The organism is Aeromicrobium sp. IC_218, from assembly GCF_004336805.1.
Taxonomy (GTDB): domain Bacteria; phylum Actinomycetota; class Actinomycetes; order Propionibacteriales; family Nocardioidaceae; genus Aeromicrobium.
This window is the reverse complement of sequence record NZ_SJXM01000006.1, coordinates 143,172-168,468: the sequence shown is the minus strand read 5'-3', so window position 1 is coordinate 168,468 and position 25,297 is coordinate 143,172. Positions and strand designations below refer to the sequence as shown.

The 25,297-nt window shown below is 72.1% G+C and carries 23 protein-coding genes; 7 read left to right on the top strand and 16 right to left on the bottom strand.

Features of this window, described 5'->3' with window-relative positions; translation table 11 throughout:
* Positions 1-99: 99 nt before the first annotated feature.
* The 9 genes from E0W78_RS09440 to E0W78_RS09400 form a co-directional block, all read right to left on the bottom strand.
* Positions 100-339 (bottom strand): helix-turn-helix transcriptional regulator, encoded by a 240-nt coding sequence (locus tag E0W78_RS09440; protein WP_131403636.1) that lies wholly within the window; start codon positions 337-339, stop codon positions 100-102.
* Entirely contained in the window at positions 336-1,823 is a 1,488-nt protein-coding gene (locus E0W78_RS09435) for a rhamnulokinase family protein (protein WP_131403635.1), read from the bottom strand. Before E0W78_RS09435 ends, E0W78_RS09440 begins: the two co-directional genes overlap by 4 nt.
* Positions 1,820-3,856: a bifunctional aldolase/short-chain dehydrogenase gene (locus tag E0W78_RS09430; protein WP_131403633.1), complete on the bottom strand. Its 2,037-nt coding sequence runs from the start codon at positions 3,854-3,856 to the stop codon at positions 1,820-1,822. Before E0W78_RS09430 ends, E0W78_RS09435 begins: the two co-directional genes overlap by 4 nt.
* Entirely contained in the window at positions 3,856-5,019 is a 1,164-nt protein-coding gene (gene rhaI, locus E0W78_RS09425) for an L-rhamnose isomerase (protein WP_131403631.1), read from the bottom strand. The genes E0W78_RS09430 and rhaI overlap by 1 nt, the downstream gene beginning before the upstream one ends.
* A gap of 1 nt (position 5,020) precedes the next feature.
* Positions 5,021-5,377, bottom strand: coding sequence for an L-rhamnose mutarotase (locus E0W78_RS09420; protein WP_038951674.1), 357 nt, complete (start codon positions 5,375-5,377; stop codon positions 5,021-5,023).
* A 79-nt stretch (positions 5,378-5,456) separates the two neighbouring features.
* Entirely contained in the window at positions 5,457-6,485 is a 1,029-nt protein-coding gene (rhaS, locus tag E0W78_RS09415) for a rhamnose ABC transporter substrate-binding protein (RefSeq protein WP_131403629.1), read from the bottom strand.
* A 5-nt stretch (positions 6,486-6,490) separates the two neighbouring features.
* A complete protein-coding gene (locus E0W78_RS09410) occupies positions 6,491-7,585 on the bottom strand; it encodes an ABC transporter permease (RefSeq protein WP_131403627.1) in 1,095 nt (364 codons plus the stop codon).
* Positions 7,582-8,628 carry an ABC transporter permease gene (locus tag E0W78_RS09405; protein ID WP_131403625.1) on the bottom strand — a complete coding sequence of 349 codons (1,047 nt, stop codon included), beginning with the start codon at positions 8,626-8,628 and terminating at the stop codon, positions 7,582-7,584. Before E0W78_RS09405 ends, E0W78_RS09410 begins: the two co-directional genes overlap by 4 nt.
* A gap of 79 nt (positions 8,629-8,707) precedes the next feature.
* The gene (locus tag E0W78_RS09400) at positions 8,708-10,240 is read right to left on the bottom strand and encodes a sugar ABC transporter ATP-binding protein (protein ID WP_131403623.1); all 1,533 of its coding nucleotides are present in this window, start codon (positions 10,238-10,240) and stop codon (positions 8,708-8,710) included.
* A 214-nt stretch (positions 10,241-10,454) separates the two neighbouring features.
* On the opposite strand from E0W78_RS09400, the gene E0W78_RS09395 reads away from it, so the two are divergent.
* Positions 10,455-11,492 carry a LacI family DNA-binding transcriptional regulator gene (locus tag E0W78_RS09395; RefSeq protein ID WP_131403622.1) on the top strand — a complete coding sequence of 346 codons (1,038 nt, stop codon included), beginning with the start codon at positions 10,455-10,457 and terminating at the stop codon, positions 11,490-11,492.
* Positions 11,493-11,573: 81 nt separating this feature from the next.
* Here the strand turns inward: E0W78_RS09395 and E0W78_RS09390 are convergent, their stop codons facing one another.
* Entirely contained in the window at positions 11,574-12,476 is a 903-nt protein-coding gene (locus tag E0W78_RS09390) for a bile acid:sodium symporter family protein (protein WP_131403621.1), read from the bottom strand.
* Positions 12,477-12,568: 92 nt separating this feature from the next.
* Here E0W78_RS09390 and E0W78_RS09385 point away from each other — a divergent pair, with 92 nt between their 5' ends.
* The 3 genes from E0W78_RS09385 to E0W78_RS09375 all read left to right on the top strand — a co-directional run bounded on the left by E0W78_RS09385 (position 12,569) and on the right by E0W78_RS09375 (position 15,286).
* Positions 12,569-12,922 (top strand): ankyrin repeat domain-containing protein, encoded by a 354-nt coding sequence (locus E0W78_RS09385; RefSeq protein WP_131403620.1) that lies wholly within the window; start codon positions 12,569-12,571, stop codon positions 12,920-12,922.
* Between the two features lie 37 nt (positions 12,923-12,959).
* Positions 12,960-13,430 carry a PPOX class F420-dependent oxidoreductase gene (locus tag E0W78_RS09380; RefSeq protein ID WP_131403618.1) on the top strand — a complete coding sequence of 157 codons (471 nt, stop codon included), beginning with the start codon at positions 12,960-12,962 and terminating at the stop codon, positions 13,428-13,430.
* 104 nt (positions 13,431-13,534) lie between these two features.
* Complete coding sequence (locus tag E0W78_RS09375; RefSeq protein ID WP_131403616.1) at positions 13,535-15,286, top strand: S8 family serine peptidase; 1,752 nt, start codon at positions 13,535-13,537, stop codon at positions 15,284-15,286.
* A 60-nt stretch (positions 15,287-15,346) separates the two neighbouring features.
* On the opposite strand, the gene E0W78_RS09370 is transcribed toward E0W78_RS09375, so the two are convergent.
* Both E0W78_RS09370 and E0W78_RS09365 read right to left on the bottom strand, forming a co-directional pair.
* Complete coding sequence (locus E0W78_RS09370; RefSeq protein WP_165570453.1) at positions 15,347-16,390, bottom strand: DUF429 domain-containing protein; 1,044 nt, start codon at positions 16,388-16,390, stop codon at positions 15,347-15,349.
* The gene (locus E0W78_RS09365; protein ID WP_242686296.1) at positions 16,387-17,922 is read right to left on the bottom strand and encodes a carboxyl transferase domain-containing protein; all 1,536 of its coding nucleotides are present in this window, start codon (positions 17,920-17,922) and stop codon (positions 16,387-16,389) included. The genes E0W78_RS09370 and E0W78_RS09365 overlap by 4 nt, the downstream gene beginning before the upstream one ends.
* A 49-nt stretch (positions 17,923-17,971) precedes the next feature.
* Between E0W78_RS09365 and E0W78_RS09360 the strand changes: the two genes are divergently transcribed.
* Genes E0W78_RS09360 through E0W78_RS09350 form a run of 3 tightly spaced genes read left to right on the top strand, consistent with a single transcriptional unit; the run spans position 17,972 to position 20,023 of the window.
* The gene (locus E0W78_RS09360) at positions 17,972-18,679 is read left to right on the top strand and encodes a histidine phosphatase family protein (RefSeq protein ID WP_131403613.1); all 708 of its coding nucleotides are present in this window, start codon (positions 17,972-17,974) and stop codon (positions 18,677-18,679) included.
* Between the two features lie 10 nt (positions 18,680-18,689).
* Complete coding sequence (locus E0W78_RS09355; RefSeq protein ID WP_131403612.1) at positions 18,690-19,259, top strand: DUF3090 domain-containing protein; 570 nt, start codon at positions 18,690-18,692, stop codon at positions 19,257-19,259.
* A complete protein-coding gene (locus tag E0W78_RS09350; RefSeq protein ID WP_131403610.1) occupies positions 19,256-20,023 on the top strand; it encodes an SCO1664 family protein in 768 nt (255 codons plus the stop codon). Before E0W78_RS09355 ends, E0W78_RS09350 begins: the two co-directional genes overlap by 4 nt.
* An 89-nt stretch (positions 20,024-20,112) precedes the next feature.
* On the opposite strand, the gene E0W78_RS09345 is transcribed toward E0W78_RS09350, so the two are convergent.
* The 4 genes from E0W78_RS09345 to E0W78_RS09330 all read right to left on the bottom strand — a co-directional run bounded on the left by E0W78_RS09345 (position 20,113) and on the right by E0W78_RS09330 (position 25,284).
* Positions 20,113-20,514 carry an SRPBCC family protein gene (locus tag E0W78_RS09345; RefSeq protein ID WP_131403609.1) on the bottom strand — a complete coding sequence of 134 codons (402 nt, stop codon included), beginning with the start codon at positions 20,512-20,514 and terminating at the stop codon, positions 20,113-20,115.
* Positions 20,514-20,714 (bottom strand): Lrp/AsnC family transcriptional regulator, encoded by a 201-nt coding sequence (locus E0W78_RS09340; protein ID WP_131403607.1) that lies wholly within the window; start codon positions 20,712-20,714, stop codon positions 20,514-20,516. The genes E0W78_RS09345 and E0W78_RS09340 overlap by 1 nt, the downstream gene beginning before the upstream one ends.
* A gap of 70 nt (positions 20,715-20,784) precedes the next feature.
* Positions 20,785-21,096: a GNAT family N-acetyltransferase gene (locus E0W78_RS09335; RefSeq protein WP_131403606.1), complete on the bottom strand. Its 312-nt coding sequence runs from the start codon at positions 21,094-21,096 to the stop codon at positions 20,785-20,787.
* Positions 21,097-21,150: 54 nt separating this feature from the next.
* Positions 21,151-25,284 (bottom strand): Ig-like domain-containing protein, encoded by a 4,134-nt coding sequence (locus E0W78_RS09330; protein WP_131403604.1) that lies wholly within the window; start codon positions 25,282-25,284, stop codon positions 21,151-21,153.
* Positions 25,285-25,297 lie beyond the last annotated feature (13 nt).

The window sequence follows — 25,297 nt, the reverse complement described above, 5'->3', positions numbered from 1 at the left end:
TCCCCCTGTGGGTTGAATCGATTCACAGGACTGTAACCGGGGTCACATCGATCGATCCATCGTCTGGCCGGAAGTGGCCAAGAGCGGGCGTCGCGAGGGTCAGATGCGGCCGTGGCGGACGGCCAGCACGACCGCCTCGATGGGGCTGTGGACGTCCAGCCGGTCGCAGACGTCACGCAGCCGGCGGCGCACCGTGCGCTCGGAGACGTCCAGCCGCGTGGCGGTGCCGGCGGCGGTGTGGCCGTCGGCGACGAGCCGCAGCAGGTGCAGGTCGGACGCGTCCAGGGTGGCTACCCGCTCGGCCGGCCCCGGCCCCGCGGGGCGGGGGTGCGTGCTCATCGCGGGGCGGTCGCCGTGGCCCGGACCCGGCGCTCGGCCGCGTCCCAGTCGAGGCCGGCCCGGGGCTCGTAGCGGGTCAGGTCGTGGGTGCGGCGCACCAGGTCGCGCATGGCCGCCAGGTCGGGCAGGTCGGCGCCGAGCGTCCGCGCCTGCACCAGGGCGTTGCCCAGCGCGGCGGCCTCGGCCGGTCCGGCCAGCACAGGACGCTCGCAGGCGTCCGCGGTGAGCTGGCACAGCAACGTGTTCTGCGAGCCGCCGCCGACCACGTGGACGACGTCGACGTCCTCACCGGCCAGCTCGCAGGCCTTGCGGACGTGGCGCCGGTAGGCCAGGGCCAGCGAGTCGAGCACGCACCGGACGAGCTCGCCCGGGGTGGCCGGCACCGGCTCTCCCCCGCGCTCGGCCAGGGCACGCAGGCGGGCCGGCATGTCGCCGGGCGGCAGCAGGCTGGGGTCGTCGATGTCGACGACGGTGCGCAGCGCCGGCACCTGGGCGGCCTCGGCCAGCAGGCTGGCCAGCGAGACGTCCTGGCCCTCGCGCTGCCAGGCCCGGATGGACTCCGAGAGCACCCACAGGCCCATGACGTTCTTGAGGAACCGGATGGTGCCGTCGACGCCGCCCTCGTTGGTGAAGTCGGCCTCGCGGGCCGCCTCGGTGAGCACGGGCTGGTCCAGCTCCAGGCCGACCAGCGACCAGGTGCCGGACGACAGGTAGGCGAACCGCTCCCGGCCGGCGGGCACGGCGACCACGGCGGACGCGGTGTCGTGCGAGGCCACCGAGACGACGGGCACGTTCGTGGCGCCGATCGCCTCGCCCACCTCGGGCAGCACGCGCCCCACGATCGTCCCGGCGTCGTGCAGCGGGGGCAGCAGCGAGCCCGGGACGCCGAGCCGCTCGCAGAGCTCGAGCGCCCACGAGCGCGTCGTGGCGTCGTACACGCCGGTGGTGGACGCGTTGGTCCGCTCGGCGCCGACGTGGCCGGTGAGCCAGTAGGTCAGCAGGTCCGGCACCAGCAGCAGCGAGCGAGCCGCGGCCAGCGCGGCCGTGCCCTGCGCGGCCACCAGCTGGTAGACGGTGTTGAACGGCAGGTTCTGCAGGCCGGTGACGCCGTACAGCTCGGCCGGCGGCACCGTCGCGGCCACCTTCTCCGCGATCCCGTCGGTGCGGGAGTCGCGGTGCGAGTAGGGCGTGCCGAGCAGCTGGCCGTCGGCGTCCAGCAGGCCGTAGTCGACGGCCCAGGAGTCGATGCCGATGCCGTCGAGCGCTCCCCCGACGGCGACCCGGCGGACGCCGTCGACCACCTCGCGGTGGAGCCCGACGACGTCCCACAGGAGCGCGTCACGCACCCGCACGCCGCCGTTGGCGAAGCGGTGAGCCTCGGTGAGCTCCAGGCGGTCCGGGGCGATGGTGGCCGCCATCACCCGTCCGCTGGTGGCTCCGAGGTCCACCGCCGCGACGCGGAGCGGCGTGCGGGCTGCGCTCATCGCAGGAACGCGGCGGCGACGCCGGCGTCGACCGGGACGTGCAGGCCGGTCGTGTGGGTCATGTCCGGGCCGCAGAGCACGAAGACGGCGTTGGCGATGTGCTCGGGGAGCACCTCGCGCTTGAGGATCGTGCGCTGCGCGTAGAACTTGCCCAGGTCCTGCTCCTCGACGCCGTAGACCGCGGCGCGGTTCGCGCCCCAGCCGCTGGCGAAGATGCCCGAGCCCTGGACGACGCCGTCCGGGTTCACGCCGTTGACCTTGATGCCGTGCTCGCCGAGCTCGGCAGCCAGCAGGCGCACCTGGTGGGCCTGGTCGGCCTTGGCGGCGCCGTAGGCGACGTTGTTCGGGCCCGCGAAGACGGAGTTCTTCGAGGAGATGTAGACGATGTCGCCGCCGAGCTTCTGCTCGATGAGCACCTTCGCCGCCGCCTGCGCGACCAGGAACGAGCCCTTGGCCATGACGTCGTGCTGCAGGTCCCAGTCCTTCTCGGTGGTCTCGAGCAGCGAGCGCGAGAGCGAGAGGCCGGCGTTGTTGACGATCAGGTCGACGCCGCCGAAGGCCAGCACGGCCTCGTCGATCATGGCCTTGACCTTCTCGGCGCTGGAGACGTCCACGTGGACGCCCACCGCGACGTCGGTCGAGCCGATCTCGGCCGCGGCGGCCTGCGCGTTCTCCAGCGACAGGTCGGCGATGACGACGCAGGCGCCCTCGGCCGCGAGCTTCTTGGCCGTGGCCTTGCCGATGCCGGACGCGGCGCCGGTGACGAGCGCGACGCGGGTGGCGAGCGGCTTCGGCTTCGGCATGCGCTGGAGCTTGGCCTCCTCCAGCGCCCAGTACTCGATGTTGAACTTCTCGGCCTCGTCGATCGGGGCGTACGTCGACAGGCCCTCGGCGCCACGCATGACGTTGATGGCGTTGACGTAGAACTCACCGGCGACGCGGGCGGTCTGCTTGTCCTTGCCGAAGCTGAACATGCCGACGCCCGGCACCAGGACGATCAGCGGGTCCGCGCCGCGGATGGCCGGCGAGTCCGCCGTCGCGTGACGGTCGTAGTAGGCCTGGTAGTCCGCGCGGTAGGACTCGGACAGCTCGTGCAGGCGGGCAATGGACTCCTCCACCGTCGCCGTCGCGGGCAGGTCGAGCACGAGCGGCTTGACCTTGGTGCGCAGGAAGTGGTCCGGGCAGCTGGTGCCCAGCTCGGCCAGGCGCGGGTGCTCGGCGCGGGCGACGAAGTCCAGGACGGCCTCGGAGTCGTTGAAGTGACCCACCATCGGCCGGTCGATCGAGGCGATGCCGCGGATCGTCGGGCCGAGCGCGGCCGCCTTGGCCCGACGCTCGTGCTCGCTCAGCGGGCCGTAGCCGTCGAGCAGCGGGCCGAACGGCTCGGCCTTGCTGTGCTCGGCGATGTAGGCCGCCGCCGTGTCGATGATCCACAGCGAGTTCTGCTCCGCCTCGTCGCTGGTGTCGCCCCAGGCGGTGATGCCGTGGCCGCCGAGGATGCAGCCGATGGCCTGCGGGTTCTTCTCCTTGATCGCGGCGATGTCGAGGCCGAGCTGGAAGCCCGGACGACGCCACGGCACCCACACGACCTTGTCGCCGAAGATCTGGCCGGTCAGGGCCTCGCCGTCGGCGGACGTCGCGATGGCGATGCCCGAGTCGGGGTGCAGGTGGTCGACGTGCGCGGCCGGCACGAGGCCGTGCATCGCGGTGTCGATGGACGGCGCGGCACCGCCCTTGCCGTGCAGGCAGTAGTCGAACGCGGCGACCATCTCGTCCTCGCGCTCGACGCCCGGGTAGACGTCGACGAGCGAGCGGAGGCGGTCCAGGCGCAGCACCGCGAGGCCCTGCTCCTTCAGGGTGCCGAGGTCTCCGCCGGAGCCCTTGACCCAGAGCAGCTCGACCTCCTGGCCGGTGACCGGGTCGGTCTCGGTGCCCTTGGCGGACGTGTTGCCGCCGGCGTAGTTGGTGTTCTTGGGATCCGCGCCCAGGCGGTTCGACCGCGCGATGAGCTCGGCTGCCGTCGGGTTCGTCATCAGTTCCATCCTGCCTGCGTACCGCCCACGCGGTCCGCCTCGATCTGCTCCTGGTAGCCGCTCTCGAGGTAGGCCCGCATCGGGTTCGCGGGCAGGCCTCGCTCCTCGCGCCACGTGGCGAGGTCGGCGCGGACGTCGGTGTAGAAGGCGTCCATGAAGATCTCGTTGGCCAGCAGGACGTCGCCGTCCTCCTGGGCCTTCGTCAGCGCGTCACGGTCGACGAGCAGCGCGCGCGCCGTCATCTCCTGGACGTTGAGCACCGAGCGGATCTGCCCGGGGATCTTCTTCTCGATGTTGTGGCACTGGTCGAGCATGAAGGCCACGCCGCTGTCCGCCTCGAGGGCGCCACCGCGGACGCACTCGACCATGATGCGGAACAGCTGGAACGGGTCCGCCGAGCCGACGATCAGGTCGTCGTCGGCGTAGAAGCGGCTGTTGAAGTCGAACGAGCCGAGCTTCCCCAGGCGCAGCAGCTGGGCCACGATGAACTCGATGTTGGTGCCGGGCGCGTGGTGGCCGGTGTCCAGGCAGACCATCGCCTTGTCGCCGAGCGCGGCCACCTGCACGTACGACGTGCCCCAGTCCGGGACGTCGGTGTGGTAGAACGCCGGCTCGAAGAACTTGTACTCCAGGACGAGCCGCTGGTCGTCGCCCAGGCGGTCGTAGATCGTCCGCAGGCTCTCGGCCAGGCGGTCCTGGCGGCCGCGCATGTCGGCCTGGCCCGGGTAGTTGCTGCCCTCGGCGAGCCAGATCTTCAGGTCCTGCGACCCGGTGGCGTGCATGATCTCGATGCAGGCCAGGTGGTGGTCGATCGCCTTCTGGCGGATCGCCTTGTCGGTGTGCGTCAGGGCGCCGAGCTTGTAGTCGTCGTCCTGGAAGGTGTTGGAGTTGATCGTGCCCAGGCCGACGCCGAGGTCCTCGGCGTACGAGCGCAGAGCCGCGTAGTCGTCGACCTGGTCCCACGGGATGTGGAGCGCGACGGTCGGCGCCAGACCGGTGAAACGATTCACCTGGGCAGCATCGGCGATCTTCTCCTGCACGGTGCGGGGCGTGCCCGGCGTGCCGAAGACCTTGAACCGGGTGCCGGAGTTGCCGTAGGCCCACGACGGGACCTCGATCGCCTGGCCCTCGAGGAGCGGCGCAATCTGCTGGAACGTTGTCATCTCACTTCGTCTCTGTGCTGGTGTTCGCGGCCGCGAGCTGGTCCTCCAGGTGGAAGACCTCCTCGAGCTCCTGGAAGCCCTCGTCCGGCGCCTGGTCCTGGTCCTCGAAGAGGTCGCCCATCTCGGCCTGCCAGCGCGCGTTGACCTCACGCGCGGCCATGGCGGCCTGGGCGGCCTCGAGGGACTCGGTCTCCAGGTAGCCGATGAGCAGCCCGTCAGGGCGGAGGAACAGCGAGTAGTTGTGCCACCCGGTCTCGTGCAGGGCCTGCAGCATCTCGGGCCACACCGCCGCGTGGCGGCGCTTGTACTCCTCGATGCGGTCGGGCCTCACCTGGGAGTGGAAGCACACCCGTCTCATCTGTTCCTCGTTCCTGGGGTCGTGCCTGCCGGGACCTGGAGGGACCCCGGCAGGCACGGGTCCAAAGTGACGACTCGACTCAGAAGTCGAAGTCGCCGATGTTGTCGGCGTTGAAGACGAACGGGTCGCCCAGGAGCACCTCGCCGTTGTCGCCGACGGTGTACTCGCCGAGCTCGCCGGCCTCGAAGGTGTCGCCCTTCTTGCCCTCGATGTCGCCGTCGATCAGGGCCTTGGCCGCGAAGGCGGCCAGGTAGCCCAGGTCCTCCGGGTTCCACAGCGCGAACGCCGTGACGGTGCCGTTCTCGACGTACTCACGCATCTGGTTGGGGGTGCCCAGACCGGTCAGCGCGACCTTGCCCTTCGACTTGGAGGTCGAGAGGTAGCGAGCGGCCGCCGCGATGCCGACGGTGGTCGGCGACACGATGCCCTTGAGGTTCGGGTGCGACTGCAGCAGGGCCGCGGTCTTGTCGAACGACGTCTGGTCGTCGTCGTCGCCGTAGACGGTGTCGACGAGCTTGATGTTCGGGTGGTTCGCGGCGAGCTCCTTCTCCATGAGCTCGATCCACGCGTTCTGGTTGGTCGCGTTGGCCGCGGCCGACAGGATCGCGATCTCGCCGGAGTCACCGATCTGCTCGGCGATCAGGTCGACCTGCGCCTTGGCGATGCCCTCGGACGACGCCTGGTTGACGTAGATGTCGCGGCAGTCGGCCTCGGTGTCGGAGTCGAACGTCACGATCTTGACGCCGGCGTCGCTGGCCTCGTTGAGCGCGTCGCAGATGGCCTTGGGATCGTTGGCCGAGACGACCAGCGCGCCCACGCCCTGCTGCGCGGCGGTGTTGATGAAGGGCACCTGCGCGTCCGGGGTGGCGGTGTCGGGACCGACCTCCTCGAACTTTCCACCGAACTCCTCGACGGCCTTCTTGCCGCCGGCGTCGCTCGTGTCGAAGTACGGGTTGCCCAGGTTCTTCGGCAGGAAGGTCACCGAGGCGTCGCCGCCACCGTTGCCGTTGCTGCCGCTCTCGTCGTCCGAACCGCAGGCGGTCAGCGCGAGGCTGGCGGTGAGGGCGAGCGCGGTGAGCGCGGCCGTCCGCCGGTTGATGAACTTCATCGTTCTTACCCTTCTGTCGTGCTGCTGGTGCCGGACTGAGCCCGGCTGGTGGAGGGGCGGGAGCCCCGTGTCCTCGAGCGGACCTGGCCCGAGACCCAGCCGAGGAGGTTCGTGGAGATCACCGAGAGCACGAGGAGCACTCCGATGACGATGTTGATGACGTTGACCGTCTGGCCCTCCAGGCGCATCGCGCTGGAGATGACGCCGATCAGCAGGACGCCGGCGACGACGCCGTGCAGCGCGCCGCGTCCGCCGAAGATCGACACGCCGCCCAGCAGGACGGCCGCGATCACCTGCAGCTCCATGCCGTTGGCGTTGTCGCCGCGGGCGCTGCCGAAGCGCAGCGTGAAGTACACGCCGGCCAGGGCCGAGACCGCGCCGGCCAGCAGGAAGAGCCACAGCTTGGTGCGGGCCACGTCGACGCCGGCGAACTGCGCCGCCTCGTCGTTGAGGCCGATGTCGTAGACACCGCGGCCGAACGGCGAGAAGTGGAGCAGCAGCACGAAGCCGAGGAGCAGCACCAGGAACGGGATGAGGATCATCGGGTAGGGCTGGCCCTCGATGATGCGCTCCTTGGACAGGTCGGTCCACTTCTCGGGGAAGTCGGTCTTCGCCGTCGTGCCGAGGATGCCGACCGCGATGCCGCGGTACAGCGCGAGCGTGCCGATCGTGACCGCCAGCGAGGGCAGTCCGACGTACGCGACCAGGAAGCCGTTGAAAGCGCCGCAGACCGCGCCGACCGCGATGGCGATGAGCGCCGCGACCGGGACCGACAGGCCGCCGTCCTGGACCAGGACGCCCACCAGGACGCTGGACAGTCCCACCACGCTGGCGACCGACAGGTCGATCTCGCCGGTGATGATGATGAGCGTCATCGGCAGCGCGATCAGCAGCAGCGGCGCGACGTCCAGGAACAGGTAGTACAGCGTCAGCGGGCTGTCGAAGTTCGCGACGTTGCCCATCGACCAGGCGTACACGGCCACGACGAGGGCGATGATCGCCATCTCGCGGGTCAGCAGGGTGCGCTTCCACCACGGCTGGGCGTAGGCGTCGTACGTGCGCGCCTGGCCGTCGGGACGGGTGAGGACGGGGGTGCTCATGCGTGGTCCCTCTCTTCCACGAGCTTGCGTTCCTGACGGGCCGAGAGCACCCGGTCCAGGACGATCGCGCCGATGATCAGGGCGCCGACGACGGCGCGCTGCCAGAAGTCCTGGATGCCGATGACCGGCAGGGCGCGGTTGATGGTGACGAGCAGGAACGCGCCGATGGCCGCGCCCCACACGGTGCCCGCGCCGCCGAAGATGGCGACGCCACCGATGACGGCCGCGCCGACGGCCTGGAGCTCGATGCCCACGCCGGCGCCGGAGCTGACCGTGCCGTAGCGAGCGGCGTAGACGACGCCGGCCAGGCCGGCGAGCGCGCCGGACAGCACGAACGCGGCCAGGATGCGGCGGGTGACCGGCAGGCCGTACAGCGTCGCGGCGTCCGGGTCGGAGCCGATGGCGTACAGCTCCCGGCCGCCGCGGTGGCTGTGCAGGTAGTAGCCGACGATCGCCAGCACGGCGAGCGCGATGATCGTGAGGATCGGGATGCCCAGGATCGAGGACGTGCCCAGGTCGAGGAAGCCGGGCGGCATGTCCGAGGCGGTGATGCGGTCGCTGCCGGCCCACGACAGGAAGATGCCGCGGTAGATGTACATCGTGCCCAGCGTGATGACGAGGGCCGGGACGCGGCCGAAGGCCACCAGCACGCCGTTGACCAGGCCGAGCACGGCACCCATGGCCAGGCCGGCCAGGAAGACCACCACGATCGGCAGGTCCGGGTAGGTCGAGAACAGCTTGCCGGTCAGGTAGGCGGTGAGGCCGAGCGTGGAGCCGACCGACAGGTCGACGCTGCGGGTGATGATGACCGCCGTCTGGCCCACCGCGAGCAGCAGCAGGATCGACGGGGTGACCAGCAGGTCGCGGAAGTTGTCGCCGCCGAACAGGAAGCTGGGGCTCTTCAGCGTCGTCAGCACGACGACCAGCACCAGGACCGCGGCCACCGCGATCTCGCGCGAGCGCAGGGCGTTGCTCAGCCCGCGCACGAAGGCGCTCTGGCGCGACCCGGCCTCCGGGCGCTGCGCTTCGGTCGTCGTGCTCATGCGGACACCTCCGTGAAGGAGAAGGAACGGTACGTAGGCGTCGTCATGAGGAGCCCTTCGCTCACTCGCTGGCGCTCGCTCATGCCTTGATCTCCTCGGTGGTGCTGGCGCCACGGGTGGCGGCGTGCATGACCTTCTCGGGCGTCGCCTCGGCGCGGTCGAGCTCGGCGGTGATCTGTCCCTCGCACACGACGAGGACGCGGTCGGCCATGCCGAGCACCTCGGGCAGCTCGGAGCTGATCATGAGGATCGCCATGCCCTGGCCGGCCAGCTCGGAGAGCAGGCGGTGCACCTCGGACTTGGTGCCGATGTCGATGCCGCGGGTCGGCTCGTCGATGATCAGCAGCTTCGGGTTCGTCGCCAGCCACTTGGCGATGACGACCTTCTGCTGGTTGCCGCCCGACATCGTCGACGCGGCCATGTCGAGGGCGTTGGTCTTGACCTCGAGCTTGGACGCCCACGGGCCGGCGGCCTTGTTCTCGGCGCCCGAGGTCAGCAGGCCGCCCTTGGTGAGGCGGCGGCGGATGACCGAGGCGACGTTGCGGGCGACGGACTCCTCGACGACCAGGCCCTGCTTGCGGCGGTCCTCGGCGACGAAGGCGATGCCCGAGCCGATGGCCGCGCGCGGACGGTTGGCCGGGACCGGCTTGCCGTTCATCGTCACCGTGCCGGCGTCGTACTTGTCGACGCCGAAGACCGCGCGGGCGATCTCGCTGCGGCCAGCGCCGACGAGGCCGGCCAGGCCGACGATCTCACCGGCACGCACCTGGAAGGTGACGTCGTGGAAGGTGCCGGCCGACGACAGGCCCTGGACGTCCAGGACGACGTCGCCGAGCGGCGCGGGGGTCTTGGGGAACAGCTCGGCGACCTCGCGACCGACCATGAGGGCGACGAGCTCGTCGTTGGTCGTCTCGGCGATGGCGTTGGTGCCGACGTACTCGCCGTCGCGCATGACCGTGACGGTGTCGCACAGGGCGAAGACCTCGTCGAAGCGGTGCGAGATGAACACCAGGCCGCGGCCCTCGTCGCGCAGGCTGCGCGCGATGGTGAACAGCCGCTCGACCTCGACGCCGGACAGGGCGGCGGTGGGCTCGTCCATGATCAGCAGGCTCGCGTCGAGCGAGATGGCCTTGGCGATCTCGATGACCTGCTGGTCGGCGATGGACAGGCCGCGGGCCGGACGACGCGGGTCGATCTGCACGCCGAGGCGCTCGAACAGCGAGAGCGCCTCCTCGTGCATGCGCGCCCGGTCGATGCGGCGGCCGGCACCCAGCGGCTGGCGGCCCATGAAGATGTTCTCGGTGACCGACAGGTCAGGGAACAGCGTGGGCTCCTGGTAGATGACCGCGATGCCGGCGGCCTTCGAGGAGGCGGTCGAGCCGAAGTCGACGTCCTCGCCCTGGAAGCGGAAGGTGCCGGAGTCGCGACGGTGCACGCCGGCGACGATCTTGACCAGCGTCGACTTGCCGGCGCCGTTCTCGCCGATGAGGGCGTGGATCGATCCCGCCTGCACGGCGAGGCTGCCGGAGCGCAGCGCGGCGACCGAGCCGAAGGACTTGCGGACGTCCTGCAGCTCCAGCACCGGGGTGGTGGCGGGGGCCGGACCAGCCATGCATCGCTCCTTTGAAACGTTTTAATCGAGCACGGGAAATGTATGTGACCGTCATCACGGACGTCAACCGCCCGGAGGAACCAATTTGTCGCGAGTCGGCAATCCGCCCGTCATCTCGGCCAAATATCGTGACCCCGCCTGCGTGTCGAAGGCGTGATCGTTGACACATGCACCCTGAACCGTTTCAATCAGGCGAGCCTCGGAGGGAGGGCCCGTGAGTCCTGCAGCACGTCGACCGGCAAGCCCCACAGCATCCGTCAAGGACGTCGCCGCGGCCGCCGGGGTCTCCCTCGGCACCGTCTCGAACGTGCTGAACCGACCCGACCGCGTCGCCGCCGGCACCCGGGAGCGGGTGGAGCGGGCGATGAACGAGCTGGGCTTCGTGCGCAACGAGTCCGCCCGGTCGCTGCGCTCGGGCCGTTCCCGGACGCTCGCCTACGTCATGCTCGACGCCGGCAACCCCTTCTTCACCGACGTCGCCCGCGGCAGCGAGGGCCCGGCCGACGACGGCGACCTCTCGCTCTTCCTGTGCAACAGCGACAACCGCGCCGGCCGCGAGGCCGCCCACCTGGAGCACCTCGAGCAGCAGCGCGTGCAGGGCATCCTCATCACGCCGGTCGACCCCGACAGCCCGACCCTCGACGCCGTCGTCGAGCGCGGCACTCCCCTGGTCATCGTCGACCGCACGCGCACCGACGATCGCATCTGCTCGGTGGCCGTCGACGACGTCCTGGGCGGTCGCCTGGCCGTCGAGCACCTCATCGACCAGGGCCACACCCGGGTCGCGTTCGTCGGCGGGCCCACGTCCATCGGTCAGGTCGCCGACCGGCTCGAGGGCGCCCGTCGCGCCTGGGCCGACGCCGAGCTGCCCGAGGACGACCTCACGCTCGTCCACACCGACTCGCTGACCGTGGCCGCCGGCCGGGAGGCGGGCGAGCGCATCGCCGGGCTCGCGTCGACCCGGCGGCCGACGGCCGCGTTCTGCGCCAACGACCTGATCGCGCTCGGGCTGCTGCAGCAGGCCACGCGCGCCGGGCTCGCCGTGCCCGATCAGCTGGCCATCGTCGGCTACGACGACATCGAGTTCGCCGCGGCCGCGGCCGTGCCGCTCACGTCCGTGCGCCAGCCGCGTCACGAGCTGGGGCGGACCGCCGCGCTGCTGGTGCTGGACGAGTCGAGCAACCCCCAGCACGTCCACCAGCAGCTGACGTTCGAGCCCGAGCTCGTCGCCCGCACGTCCACCCTCGGCTGACTTTGCTCCCTGAGCCTGTCGAAGAGACGTCCTCTCGACAGGCTCGAGGACCCCACCGCTCCCTGAGCCTGTCGAAGGGGCCTACCGCACCGCCCGCTCCCCTGCCGCGGGCTCGGGTGCCACGGCTCCCCCGCGCACGCGACGCGAGATCGCCCAGCCGAACAGCGCGGCGAGGACGTACATGACGATCGAGTAGACGGCGCTGGGGATCGCGACCTCGGTGCTGTCCAGGACGCTCAGCGCGATCGTCATGGCCACCGTGGTGTTGTGGATGCCGACCTCCATCGAGCTGGCGATGGCCTGGCGCTCGTCCAGCCGCATGACCCGGGCGCCGAGGTAGCCGATGGTCAGGCTGGCCAGGCAGAACAGGGCGACGACCAGGCCGACCTGCTCGACGTACTCGGCGATGTTCTCGCGCTCGCCCAGGATCGCGCCCACGGACACGAGCACCAGCACGACGATCGAGAAGATGCGCACCGGCTTGTCCGCACGCGCCGCGAACGCCTCGGACCGGCTGCGCACGACCATGCCGATCGCGACCGGCACCAGGACGATCGCGATGACCTGCACGACCTTGGTCAGCTGCAGGCCCAGCTCGCCGTCGGCGTCGAAGTGGTTGATCGCCAGGTTGGTGATGAGCGGGATGGAGACGGCCGCGAGCACCGAGTTGATCGCGGTCAGCGTCACGTTCAGCGCCACGTCGCCGCGGAACAGGTGGCTGAACAGGTTGGCGGTGGTGCCGCCTGGGGACGCGGCGAGCAGCATCACGCCGACCGCCAGCAGCGGGTCGACGTCGAACGCGGTGACGAGCCCGAAGGCCACGACCGGCAGCACCAGCACCTGCAGCACGAGCGCGACCACGACCGCGCGGGGCGAGCGCGCGACGCGCTGGAAGTCGGCGACCGTCAACGACAGGCCGAGGCCGAACATGATGATCGCCAGGGCGATCGGCAGGCCGACGGTGATGAGGGCGGAGTCGTTCATCGGGTCCTCCAGGGGCTCGGATGACCGAAGGATGGCAGTGGCCCGGGTCACACGACGCGCTACCGTTCGGGTGACCCGAGCGAGGAGGCCCCGTGTCCGGTGGCGACTGGAAGGACATGTTCGGCGCTGCGTGCGCCGGCGACCTCGACACCCTGCGCCACCACCTGGCCGCGGGCGTCGATCCCGACTACGTCCATCCCGAGTACCAGTCGACCGCGCTCGTGGCGTGCCTGCTGGAGCGCCAGGGCGCCGCGGCGGACGTCCTGCTCGACCACGGGGCCTCCCCCGTGCTCGTGTCGCCGCTGGAGGGGCAGACGCCGGTCGAGGCGGCCCGGCAGGTCCGGCTGGCCGCCGTCGAGCAGCGGCTGCGCGCGATGGGCGCCCCCGACCCCGCACCCGCCGAGTCCGGACGTGGCGGCTGGTTCGGCCGGCTCTCACGCTCGTAGCCGCGCGTCCGTCCCCGGCCCGTGCCACGATCGGCACATGGCCCGCACGATCGCGACGAACACCCGAGTCGACCTGCCCGAGCTGCTGGAGTTCGTCCGGCCGCGGCACCGCTTCGTCCTCATCACCGAGCGGGCCGACGGCACTCCGCAGGCGTCCCCGGTGAGCGGCGGTGTCGACGCGTCCGGACGGCTCGTGGTCGCGACCTACCCCGAGCGGGCCAAGACCCGCAACGCGCGCCGGCGTCCGTGGGTGAGCGTCGTGGTGCTGTCGGACGAGTGGAACGACGCCTGGGTGCAGGTCGACGGACCGTGCGAGGTGCTCGACGCGTCCGAGGGTGACGAGGCGCTGGACGCGTTCGTCGACTACTTCCGCAGCATCGCCGGCGAGCACCCGGACTGGGACGAGTACCGCCGGGCGATGGTCGACCAGGGCAAGTCGCTGCTGCGGGTCACGCCCGAGCGCTGGGGCCCGGTGGCGACCGGCGGCTTCCCCGCCCGGCTCGCGTAGCGACGCGCGGCGGCGATTTTTCTCCGTCGTCGCCGGAAGAAGGTACGGTTCGCACGACGGCTCGGGGGAACGAGCTCGTCGTTCGTCCTGACCCGGAGGTCCCCTTGAGCTCGTCGTTCACCCGCGCCCTGTGCGGCACCGTGGTCGCGGCCCTGCTGCCGCTCACCGCGATGTCGCCGCTGTCCGCCGCCGAGGAGCCGTCCGCCGACGCTCCCGTCGAGGTCGACGGCCTGACGCCCACCGAGGTGGCCGACGAGGTCGAGCGCACCGGCAACCCGGTCGTCGCCATCCTCGACGACGGTGACGACCTCACCATCAAGACGTACGACGCCGACGACGCCGACGAGGCCCGCGACGTGGCCGAGAAGCTCGAGAAGAACGACGACCTCGTCGCCCTCGACGTCGACCAGCGCGTGCGCGGCGCCGACTCCGAGGTGAAGATCCTGGGCGACCACGCCGGGAGCGGCGCCGAGAACTGGAAGCAGTACGCGCTCGACCGCACCGGGGCCCGCACGGCCTTCAACATCGGCACCCGCTCGGTCAAGGTCGCCGTGGTCGACACCGGCGTCGACGCCGCCCACCCCGACCTCGCCGGCCGGGTGCTGAACGGCGCCGAGTTCCTCGACCGCAACACCGGTCACCGCGGACGCGTCGACGACCACGGTCACGGCACGCACGTCGCCGGCATCGTCGGCGCGCTGCACAACAACGCCGGCGTCGACGGCTTCGCCACCCACGTCCAGATCCTCCCGGTCAAGGTCCTCGACAAGCAGAACCTCGGCTGGACGAGCGACTTCGCCCAGGGCATCATCTGGGCCGCCAACAACGGCGCCCAGCTGATCAACGTGAGCCTCACCAGCACCGGCCGCGACGCCGCGGTCCTCGCCGCCGTGCGCCACGCCCGCCGCAAGGGCGCGCTGGTCATCGCCGCGGCCGGCAACGACGGCGCCGGCGCGCCGGTCTCGTACCCGGCCGCGCACCCCGAGACGATCTCGGTCGCGTCCACGAACCAGTCCGACTACTGGGCCAACTTCTCCAGCGTCCGGGGCGACGTCGACATCGCCGCGCCGGGCCAGGACATCATCTCGCTGTGGCCGAACCAGCGCGTGGCCGTGCTGAGCGGCACCTCGATGGCGGCTCCGGCGGTCACCGGCGCCATCGCCTCGCTCATGTCGACCGGCATCACCGCGAACCAGGCGTACAGCGCGCTCGTCGCCAGCGCGAAGGACATCGCCGGCGGCCGCATGGGTCTGTCGTTCGGCACCGACCCGTACACCGGCATCGGACGCATCGACGTCGCGGCCGCGACCAAGCCCGTCGTCTCCTTCCTCGGCTCGGTCGGCCGCACGTACACCGCGGGCACGACGGCGCGCATGCAGGTGCGCGTGTCGCACCTGGGCCGTCCGCTGGCCAACCGCGCGGTCACCATCCGCACGTCCACCGGTCGCACCGCGAACGTCCGCACGGGTGCCAACGGCCAGGCCGCGTTCAACGTCCCGCTGCTGCGCGGCACCACGATCGAGGCCCGCACGGCCGGCATCGCGGCGCGACGCACCACGTTCGCCCGGGTCCAGCCGCACGCCCGCGTGAAGCTGAAGAAGTACAAGGCGTCCTCGCAGCGCAAGTACCGCAAGGTGCGCCTCACGATCGCCCGTCCGGCGCGTCAGAAGGTCGTCGTCCAGGTCAAGAACGGCCGCCGCTGGAAGACGGTCAAGAACGCCCGCCTCGGCGCGACGACCCGCGCGAAGACGTACTCGTGGAAGGTGAACGCTCGCTCGTCCAAGAAGCGCTACGTTCGCGTGAAGATCTACGCCGGCGGCGGGCTCGTCTCCCGCACGATCACCGTCAAGGGCTGACCCGCCCCGACGAGGAAGGGTCCCGGACCGCTCGGTCCGGGGCCCTTCGCCGTCCCTGGGTCAGCGCGGTGCCCCGCGGCGAGGTGCGACCGTGACGCGCACTCCGTCGACCCGCGCGTCGAAGCGAGCCCTGATGTCAGCCACCTCCCGGGGGACGAGCGCGTCCCGCATCCCGGTCAGCACCTCGGTCACGAGCACCTCCAGGCGCGGCCCGAGACCGGGCGCCACGGCGAGCTCGATCGTCACCGAGCGGGCCTCGGGCAGGTGCGCGGCCTCGACGGCGGTCGCGGCGTTCTGCATGAGGTCGCCGTGCGGCGCGACGTCCAGGACGACCGACGGGGTGACCGGCCGTGCTCGTCGGGGACCGGCCGCGTGCGTCGGCGGGGGCGGCGCCACGACGTAGCCCTCCGCGAACGTTCCGTAGACCTGCAGGACGTCCGGGCTCGTGTGCCACAGCCAGGCCAGGTGCGCGCACAGGACGGCGTCGATCTCGTCCTCGACCGCCTCGAGGTGCATGTGCCGCGTGGCCCCCTCGACCGCGGCTCGCAGGTGCAACCAACGCACGTTCTCGGCCAGCCGGAGCGGCTCGATCGTCTCCATGTGCTCGACCAGCGTGGTGAACGTGTCGCGGCGCGCCTCGGGGGTGCGTCCCCGGCTGGACTTGTAGGGCAGGACGGTCGGCAGCTCGAACAGCGCGACCATCGCGGGGTGCGGGTAGACCTCGATGCACACCGGCTCACCGGGCGCCCCGTGCCGTGCAGGGTCCATGGACCAGCCCATCGCCCGCGCGAGCGTCTCGCCCCGGGGCGGGTCGAACCAGGGCCGTGAGCGGTTGGCGGGGTACGGACCGGCCCCGTACGCGCCGAACGAGCGCTGCACCTCGTTCTCCCCCGGACGCTGGCCCGCGGCGTTCGGGACGATCAGGGGCGCATCCACCGCCGCGACGAGCACCTCACCCTGGTCGCCGACCCAGCCGACGATCTCCGCGTCCGTCCGCACCGTCGCGGAATCGAGCAGGCGCCCATCGACGTCCACGACGGCCAGTCCGGTGCGGTTCCGGTCGGACCACGCCAGGTCGATCCCGACGAAGCGCGACTGACTCACCAGGCGTCCACGGGGCGGTGGCTGCCCTGCAGGCGGCCGTCGCGGTCGGCGGCGTCGAGCAGGCGGGTGAGGACGAAGCGGGTCTCGGCCGGGTCGATGACGTCGTCGATCTCGAAGTGGCGCGCGACGTTGAGAGCGGACGCGTGGGACTGGGCGTAGGCGACCATCTCCTGCACCGCGGCCTCGCGCTCGGCGTCGTCCTCGATCGCCTCCAGCTCCTTGCGCATCGACAGCCGCACCGCACCCTCGAGTCCCATCGCGCCGAGATGGGCGCCCGGCCACGCGAGCGTCATGAGCGGCTCCCGGGTGCTGCCGCCGAGCATCGCCTGCGCGCCGAGCCCGTAGCCACGGCGCAGGACGACGCCGACCAGCGGGACGGTCAGGCGTGCCCCGGCGATGAGCAGCCGCGACGTGTGGCGCACCATCGCCGTCCGCTCCGCCTCCGGGCCGACCATCATCCCGGGGGTGTCGACGAGCGAGACGACGGGGAACCCGTACGCGTCGCACAGCTGCAGGAACCGCGCCGCCTTGTCGCCGGCGTCCGCGGTGATCGCGCCGGCGGTGTGCCGGGTGTCGTTGGCGACGACGCCGACGGTGCGTCCCTCGATCCGTCCCAGCGCGGTGAGCAGCTCGGGGGCGAAGTCCGGACGCAGCACGGTGACGGTGTCCTCGTCGCACAGCGTCTCCACGATCGGCAGCACGTCGTACGCCCGCCGCTCCCCCTCGGGCACGGCGTCGCGCAGCGCGTGCTGGTCGGGCTCCGTCCAGGTCTCGGCGCGCCCGAGGAAGTACCCCAGCAACGTCCGCGCCGCCGGCACGACGTCCTCGCTGGACGTCGCCACGTCGACGACGCCGTTGGCGGTCATGACGTCGATCGGACCGACCTCGGACGCCGCGAAGTCGCCGAGTCCTCCCCCGGCGATCATCGCCGGCCCGCCCATGCCGAGGGAGGCGCGGTCGCTGGCGACGATGAGGTCCGAGCAGCCGGCGATCACCGCGTTGCCGGCGAAGCAGTTGTCGTCCACCACGGCGATGCGCGGCACCGTGCCCGACAGCCGCGCCCACTCCGCGAACGTCGTGGCGTGCAGGCCCGAGACCATCGGCAGGTCGACGTCGCCCGGACGTCCGCCGCCGCCGGCCGCGAAGAACACCGTCGGCAGCGCGAGCCGCTCGATCACCTCGAACAGCCGGTCGGTCTTGGTGTGCCCGCGGAAGCCCTGCGTGCCGGCCATGACGAGGTAGTCGTACGAGAGCACCGCGACCTGCTGGCCGTCGATCGTCGCCAGGCCGCCGACGATGCCGTCCGCGACGCTGCGGTCGAGCAGCTCGTCCACGCTGCGGCGCTGCTCCTGCGCGGCGGTGACGTAGCGGCCGTACTCGACGAAGCTGCCCTCGTCGACGAGCTCGCCGATCAGCTCGCGGGCCGTCCGTCCACCACGGTCGTGCAGCCTCGCGACCGCCTCGGGACGCGCCGCGTCCTCGGTCAGCGCGCGGCGGGCCAGCAGGTCCAGGAGCTCGGGTCGGATCGACATGTCCCGCATCCAAGCAGAGCCGCTGGTCAGGCCCCTCTACGCTCGCGGCATGGCCACCGTCATCCTCGTCCGGCACGGACGCACCACCGCGAACGCCAGCGGCACCCTCGCCGGACGCACCGCCGGCGTCGAGCTCGACGAGACCGGACGCGACCAGGTCGCCCGCACCGGCAAGCGGCTCGCGGACGTCCCGCTGGTCGAGCTGGTCACCAGCCCGCTGGAGCGTTGCCGCCAGACCGCCGCGGCCGTCGCCATGCACCAGTCCGAGGCGACGCAGGCGACCCTCGAGGACGCGCTCACCGAGGCCGACTACGGCGACTGGCAGGGCGGCTCGCTGGCCGACCTGGCCCAGCACGACCTGTGGCCGGTCGTGCAGAACCAGCCGTCCGCGGTCGTCTTCCCCGGCGGCGAGTCGATGGTGTCGATGCAGTCCCGCGCGGTCGAGGCGGTCCGCCGCCGTGACGCCGAGATCGAGGCCCAGCACGGGCCGAACGCGGTCTGGGCCGCGGTGAGCCACGGCGACATCATCAAGGCCGTCCTGGCCGACGCGCTGGGCATGCACCTGGACGCGTTCCAGCGCATCGGCGTCGACCCGGCGTCCGTCTCGATCGTCCGCTACACCAGCGCCCGGCCCTACGTCGTCGCGATGAACACCCACGCCGGCGACCTCTCGTGGCTCGCCGCCAAGCCGTCCGGCGAGGACGCCGCGGTGGGCGGCGGCGCGGGCCCGGCGGCGCCCGTTGACGAGCGCTCCTAGAGTGGGGCCCATGGCACCGATCGTCCACGAGTTCGACTGGCCTGACCGTTTCGTCGTCGGCACCGTCGGAGTCCCCGGGGCGCGCACGTTCTTCCTGCAGGCCCGCGACGGACAGCGCGTCGTCAGCGTGTCGGTCGAGAAGGAGCAGTCGTTCGCCCTCGCCGAGAAGATCGACGAGGTGCTGGACGAGCTCATGACCGAGGACGGCAATCCCTACAGCATCCCCGCGCTCGCCGACGAGGCACTCGTGGACGAGGACCCGCTCGACACCCCGATCGACGAGGCGTTCCGCGCCGGCGCGATGAGCCTGGGCTGGGACCCGGCCACCGGGCAGGTCGTCATCGAGGCGTTCCCGATCGTCGAGGTCGAGGTCGAGAGCCTCGAGGAGCTCGACGAGATCATCGACCTGCCCGAGTCGCTGCCCGAGCAGGTCATGCAGGTCCGCATCCCGGTGGGCGCCGCCCGCGCGTTCACCAAGCGCACGCGGGACGTCGTCGCGTCCGGCCGGCCGATCTGCTCGCTGTGTGGGCTGCCGATGGACGAGGGGCACGTCTGCGAGCTGCCCGACGGCTTCCGGTGACCGTTCCCGGCGACCTGCTCGAGGGCGAGCTCGTCCTGCAGGGCCGCATCATGCCGGCGTCCAACGCGACGTTCCTGGCCACGATCGGCGACGTGCAGGTGGTCTACAAGCCGGTCGCCGGCGAGCGTCCGCTGTGGGACTTCCCCGACGGCACGCTGGCCCAGCGCGAGGTCGCCGCGTACCTGGTCTCCGAGGCCACCGGCTGGGACGTCGTCCCGCCCACGTGGCTGCGCGACGGCCCGCACGGCGTCGGCATGGTGCAGCGCTGGATGGACGCCGACCCCGAGCAGGAGGCGGTCACCGTCGTCCGCGCCGGTGAGCTGCCCGAGGGCTGGCACCACGTCATGGACGGCCTGGACGAGGACGAGGAGGTCGTCTCGGTCGTCCACGAGGAGTCGGCCGCGCTGCGCCGCATAGCCGTGCTGGACGTCGTCATCAACAACGCCGACCGCAAGGGCGGGCACGTGCTGGAGATGCCCGGCGGGCACCGGCACGGCGTCGACCACGGCGTCTCGCTGCACGCCGAGCACAAGCTGCGCACCGTCCTGTGGGGCTGGATCGGGCAGCCGCTCACCGACGAGGAGCGCGCGGGCGTCGAGCGCGTCCGCGAGGCGCTGGACGACGGTCTCGCCCGGACGCTCCAGGACTACCTCACCGGCGCCGAGGTCGAGGCGCTGCTGGCCCGGTGTGACGTCCTGCTGGACGCCGGCGTGTTCCCGGCTCCGAGCGGATCGATGCCGCCCGTCCCGTGGCCCCCGTTCTGACCCCCGCGCTCTGAGCCTGCGACCCCCGCTCCGTGAGCTCGTCGCCCCCGCTCCTTGAGCTCGTCGAAGGGGCAGCGGTCCGTCGCAGGCTAGGCGGTGGGTCGTTCGGCGGCGAGGCGCTCGATGCGGCGCAGCGCGACCTCCAGCACCGGCAGGTAGGCCGGTGCCCACAGCGGCGCGGTCATGCGGACGACGCAGCCGCCGAGCACGGGCTCGACCTCGTGGGTGGTGGCCGGGACGCCGGCGACGCTCCACGACCAGCAGTGCTCGGGGTCGACGTAGGTGACCTCGAACGGCAACGGGACGCCGACCGGCGTCCACACGGTGCCGCGGGCGCCCTCGACCACGGCACCGCCGTCGATCTCGGCACGCTTGACCGTCGGGCCCCACAGCGGCCACGCGTCGGTGTCGGTGAGCAGGTGCCAGACGGCCTGCGGCGGCACGCGCATGTGCCGCTGCGCCGTCCAGCGTCCGGCCTTCAGCGCGACCATCAGTCGGCCGACGCCGTCAGCCGGTACTGCTGTCGGGGCGGTTGCGACGGCAGCTCCACGGACACGACCGCCCCGGCCGCCTCGAGGATCGACAGGCGGGCGCGGACGTCGTCCAGCGGCGCGCCGACGGCCTCGGCTACCAGCTGCGGCTCGCGTCCGCCGTCGGCGAGGGCGTGCAGGATCGCGTCGTCGAGCTCCATGCCACGACCGTAGGCGCAGTCCGCTCCCTGAGCCTGTCGAAGGGAGCCTGTGGAAGGGACCGCCGGACCGTCAGTCCGTGGCGGTGGTCGCGGGCGCGCCGTAGATCATGTCGGCGTACTCGCGGTGGTGGCCGATCCAGCCCTTGATGAACGGGCACAACGGCAGCACGCGGCGGGTGCCGTCGGCGCGGACGTCGTCGAGCGCGAAGCGGGCGATCTTGGACCCGACGCCCTGGCCCTCGAACTTCTTGTCGACCTCGGTGTGGGTGAAGACGATGAGCTCGTCGGTGAGCTGGTACTCGGCGAACCCGGCGCGCACGCCGTCGATCCACGCCTCGTAGCGGCTCCGCTCGGTGTTGTGCACGGTCTCGATCTCAGCCATGGCTAGAACCTACCGCTGCCTCGACACCCACCGACGTGGCCGGGCGAGCCGGTCTCAGACCTCGCGCCGCCACCGCAGCAGGGCCGCGCCCAGAACGACGAGCAGGGCTCCCCCGGCCAGGATCCCCAGGGCCGGTCCACCCGCAGCCGGCAGCACGTCGGTCGCCTCCCCGGCGCCCTCGACGGTGATGTCGAGGGAGTCGCGGTAGGTGTTGCCCGCGGTGTCCCGCACCGAGAACTCGACGGTCGCGACGCCGGAGAAGCCCTCGCCCGGCGTGAAGGTCACCGCGCCATTTCCGCGCACGCCCCAACCGCCGACCGTGTCGACGTCCAGGTCACGGACGCACGCGGCGGCACCGTCGACGGGATGCGGGTCGCCGTCCACGAGCACCGTGTCGGTCAGCAGGCACACGCTGCCCGGCACGAGCTTCGCGCCCACGGCGGGCGTGACGAGTGACAGCACGTCCACCGTGACCGACCCGCCCGCGTCGACGCGTCCGGTGCTCGGCGCGGAGTGGCCGGCCGCCGCGACCACCGTGACCGTGAGGCTCGCCCAGGCGGAGTTGCCCGACGAGTCGGTCACCGCGTATGGGACGACGGCAGTGTCACCGGCGAACGTCGGCTCGGGGTCGAGCACGACGGCACCGCGGTCGGTGGCGCGCCAGACGCCTTGGCCGGGCACCGTCAGCGTGCGCTGGTCGGCGGTCAGCACGCTGCCCGCGGGCAGGTCCGCGGACGTCCGCAGGCGCACCGGGGACGCGGCCCAGTCACCGGCCGAGCCGTCGGCCTGCTGGCCCGGCGTGTCATTGCCGAGCGGCTTCAGCGTGACGTCGGTGTCCTGGGCCGTGGTCGCGGCGTCGTCCACCGCGACCGGGCCGGGACGCACGCGGACGCGGAGCGTCGCGGTGCTGGTCGTGCCGTTCACGTCCTCGACGCGGTAGGCGACCCGGGTCGTCGTGCCGGTGAAGCCGTCGGCCGGCACGAAACGGACCGTGCCGTCGGCGCGCAGCGTCCAGCGTCCCTCGGCGGGCACGGCGAGCGTGCGGCCCTTGTCGGTGAGCGCGGCGTCGGACGGCTGCCCGGCGGACGGGAAGACGGTCGCGCCGAGCACCAGGGCGGGCGTCACGTCGTCGGTGGTGTCCGACGGGGTGTCGTGGTCGTCCGTGCCCGGGGTGTCGTCGCCGGCGCCGACCAGGTCCACCGGCGTCGCGTAGGCGGTGTCGCACTCGTCGTCGGTGGCGACGGGGACGATCGGGCGCACGCGCACCGTCATCGTCGAGCGCACCCGGTTGCCCAGCGAGTCCTCGACCGCGTAGGTCACGGCGGACGTCGTGCCGTGGAAGCTCGCCGCCGGCTGGAACGTGGCCGTGCCTGCCGCCGGGTCGATGGTCCACGTGCCCTCACCGAGCACGGTCAGCTGCTTGCCGCCGGTCGCGATCGCCGCGCCGGGCTGGCCGGACGCGGTGAACGTCACCGAGCGGGGGTCGAGCGTCCCGGAGTCGCAGCCGGACGGGGTGCCCGCAGCCGAGCACGGACGACCGAGGTCACCCGCGACGTCGTTGGACAGCGGCGCCAGCCCGACGGCGGTGGCCTGCGGGGTCGCGGCATGGTCCGGCGCGGCGAGCGCACCCTGGCCCACCACGACGGTGACGTCGGCGGCGCGGCGGGTCCCGTTGCGGTCGGCGACCGAGTAGCGCACCGGCGTCGCCGTGCCGGTGAAACCGGACTCGGGGGTGAAGCGGAGGCTGCCGTTGCTGCGCACGGTCCAGGTGCCCTCGCCGTCGACGACCAGGGACGTCCCGCCGGCCGTGGCGGACGTCGAGGTGAGCCGGACGCTCGCGGCGTCCAGCGGGGCGGTGGGGTCGCCCCCGGCGTCGTTGGCGAGCACGTCCACGACCACGGACTGGCCCTGGCGCGTCTTGGCACCGTCACCGACGACGACCGGGACGATCGCCGTCACGGTGACCTCGATGGTCGCGGTCGCGGTGTTTCCGGCCTGATCGGTCACCCGGTAGGTCACCGGGGTCGTGGTGCCGGTGAACGCGGGCTCGGGCCGGAAGGTCAGGCGTCCCGTCGTGGCAGCAACGGTGTGCACGCCCTCACCGGCCACGGTCAGGGTGCGTCCGTCGGCGCTCACGATGGCGCCCGCGGGCAGTCCGGACGGCAGCAGGGTCACGGACGCAGGGTCCAGCGCGCCGGCGCTGCCGTCCGCCCGCGGTCCGGCCTCGTCGCCGTGGAGCAGGTCGACGACGACGTCCACGCCCTGCTTGGTCGTGCCGCGGTCGGCGTCGGCGGTGGGCGCCGGACGCACGGTCACGGCGAGCGTCGCGGTGGACGTGAGGCCGTTCTCGTCCACGACCCGGTAGGTCACGCTCGGCGTCGTGCCGACGAAGCCGGCAGCCGGCTCGAAGCGGACGTCGCCGTCGGCGCGGACGGTCCAGGTGCCCTGCGTCGTCACCAGGCGGTGGCCGGCGTCGGTGGCGTCGGCGTGGACCAGCACGGTGTCGGCCGCCACGACGTCGGTGCTGCCGCGGACGTCGTTCACCGCGCCGGGCAGCGCCACGGCGGTCGCGTACGGGGTGCCGACGGCGTCGTTCGTGGCGGTCGGGCCGACGACCTTGTTCGTCGCCGCCGCCGCGTCGCTCGCCGAGGCACTGCCGTTGCCCTTCACCGGGGTGCCGGACGCCGTGGCGGTGTCGGTCAGGTCGGCCGAGGCGGCGACGTGCGCGGCGGTGACCGTCGACGTCGCCGTGCAGGTGGTGGACTCGCCGGCGTCCAGGCGCTGGCCGAGCGCGACCGGCGTGCACGAGGCGGCCGAGAGCCCGGCCAGCGTGTGGCCCAGCGCGAGGGCGTCCAGGTCGACGTTGCCGGCGTTCGTGATCTCGTACGTCCAGGTCAGTTCCTGGCCGACGCGGGTGAACGTGGTGGGCGTGACGGTGGCGTCGACGGTGATCCGCGGGGTCACCGCGCCGACGACGAAGCTGCAGCTGGTCGTCGCCCCGGTGGTGCCGGTCGGCACGGTCACCGGCATCGAGGTGCCGGCCTGCACGGCGCCGGCCTGGCCGGTCGCGGTGTCGACGCAGCGGTAGCCGATCGTGTAGTCGTCCAGGTCGGTCGTGCCGGCGGGCTTGAGCGTGGCGGTGTAGGAGTCACCGGGCAGGACGATCGCCTTGCCCGCCGTCTCGCCGGGGCCGTCCTGCACGCCGCCGTCGGTGCCGGTCGTGGTGCCGCTGGGGAAGGCCGGCGTGCCGTCGTAGTCGCCGCCGACTACCTCGATGGTGAACTGGTCGGTCGGCTTCACGCGCCCCAGCTCGCCCAGGTCGGCCGCGACGGTCAGCGTGCTCGGGCCCGCGCAGGAGGCGAGGTCGGTGCTGGTGACGCCGGACATCGACACGGACGTCACGACCTTGCCGGTCACCGGGTTGACCTTCGTCAGCATCGTCGACTGGCCCAGGTACAGGAAGCCGTCCGAGCCGAAGGCGATGCCGTTGGCCGCCCCGGACAGGGTCGAGGTGGAGATGGAGATCGCCGTGAACGTCTTCTTCGGCGTGCCGGTGGGCAGCTGATCGCCGAGCCGGTAGAGCGTGGTCTCGGTGCTCGACGCGACGAAGTACAGGATGCCGTCGGCGTCGAAGGCGAGGTCGCCGTTGGTGCCGGGCAGGCCGGGTGCGGTGATGGACGCGACCGGGCCGCGGGTGGAGTCGGTGGCCGGGTCGTAGACCCAGAGCACGAGGTTCTTGCTGCTGTCGTAGCCGCCGTAGTAGAACAACCCGTTCTTGAGGTTGATCGCGCCGGCGACCTTGTTGACGCCCGCGTCGACCAGGGCGGTGGTCGAGCTGGTCGCCCCGCTGACCGGGTCGACCTCGACGATCTTGCCGTCGGAGATGTAGATGGCCTGCGCGCCGCCCTTGGAGACGCCGACCTGGTTGGCCGACGTGCTCGTGCCGGTGTGGACCGCGGTGCCGACCGTGCCCGTGGTCGGGTCGACCGGACGGATCTGGCCCGTGGCGCTGTCGGTGAGGTAGAGCGTGTCCAGGCACTTCAGCGCGGTGCCCGCGGCGTGGGCCGCCGGGGCGGCGACGGCGCCCGTCACGACGGCCGCGACGGCGGTCAGCACGACGGCCAGAGCGGCGCTGGCGAGGGGGCGCAGGACGGGACGGGCAGGGCGCGAGCGCCGGACGAGCAGCATGGAGCAGGGGGCC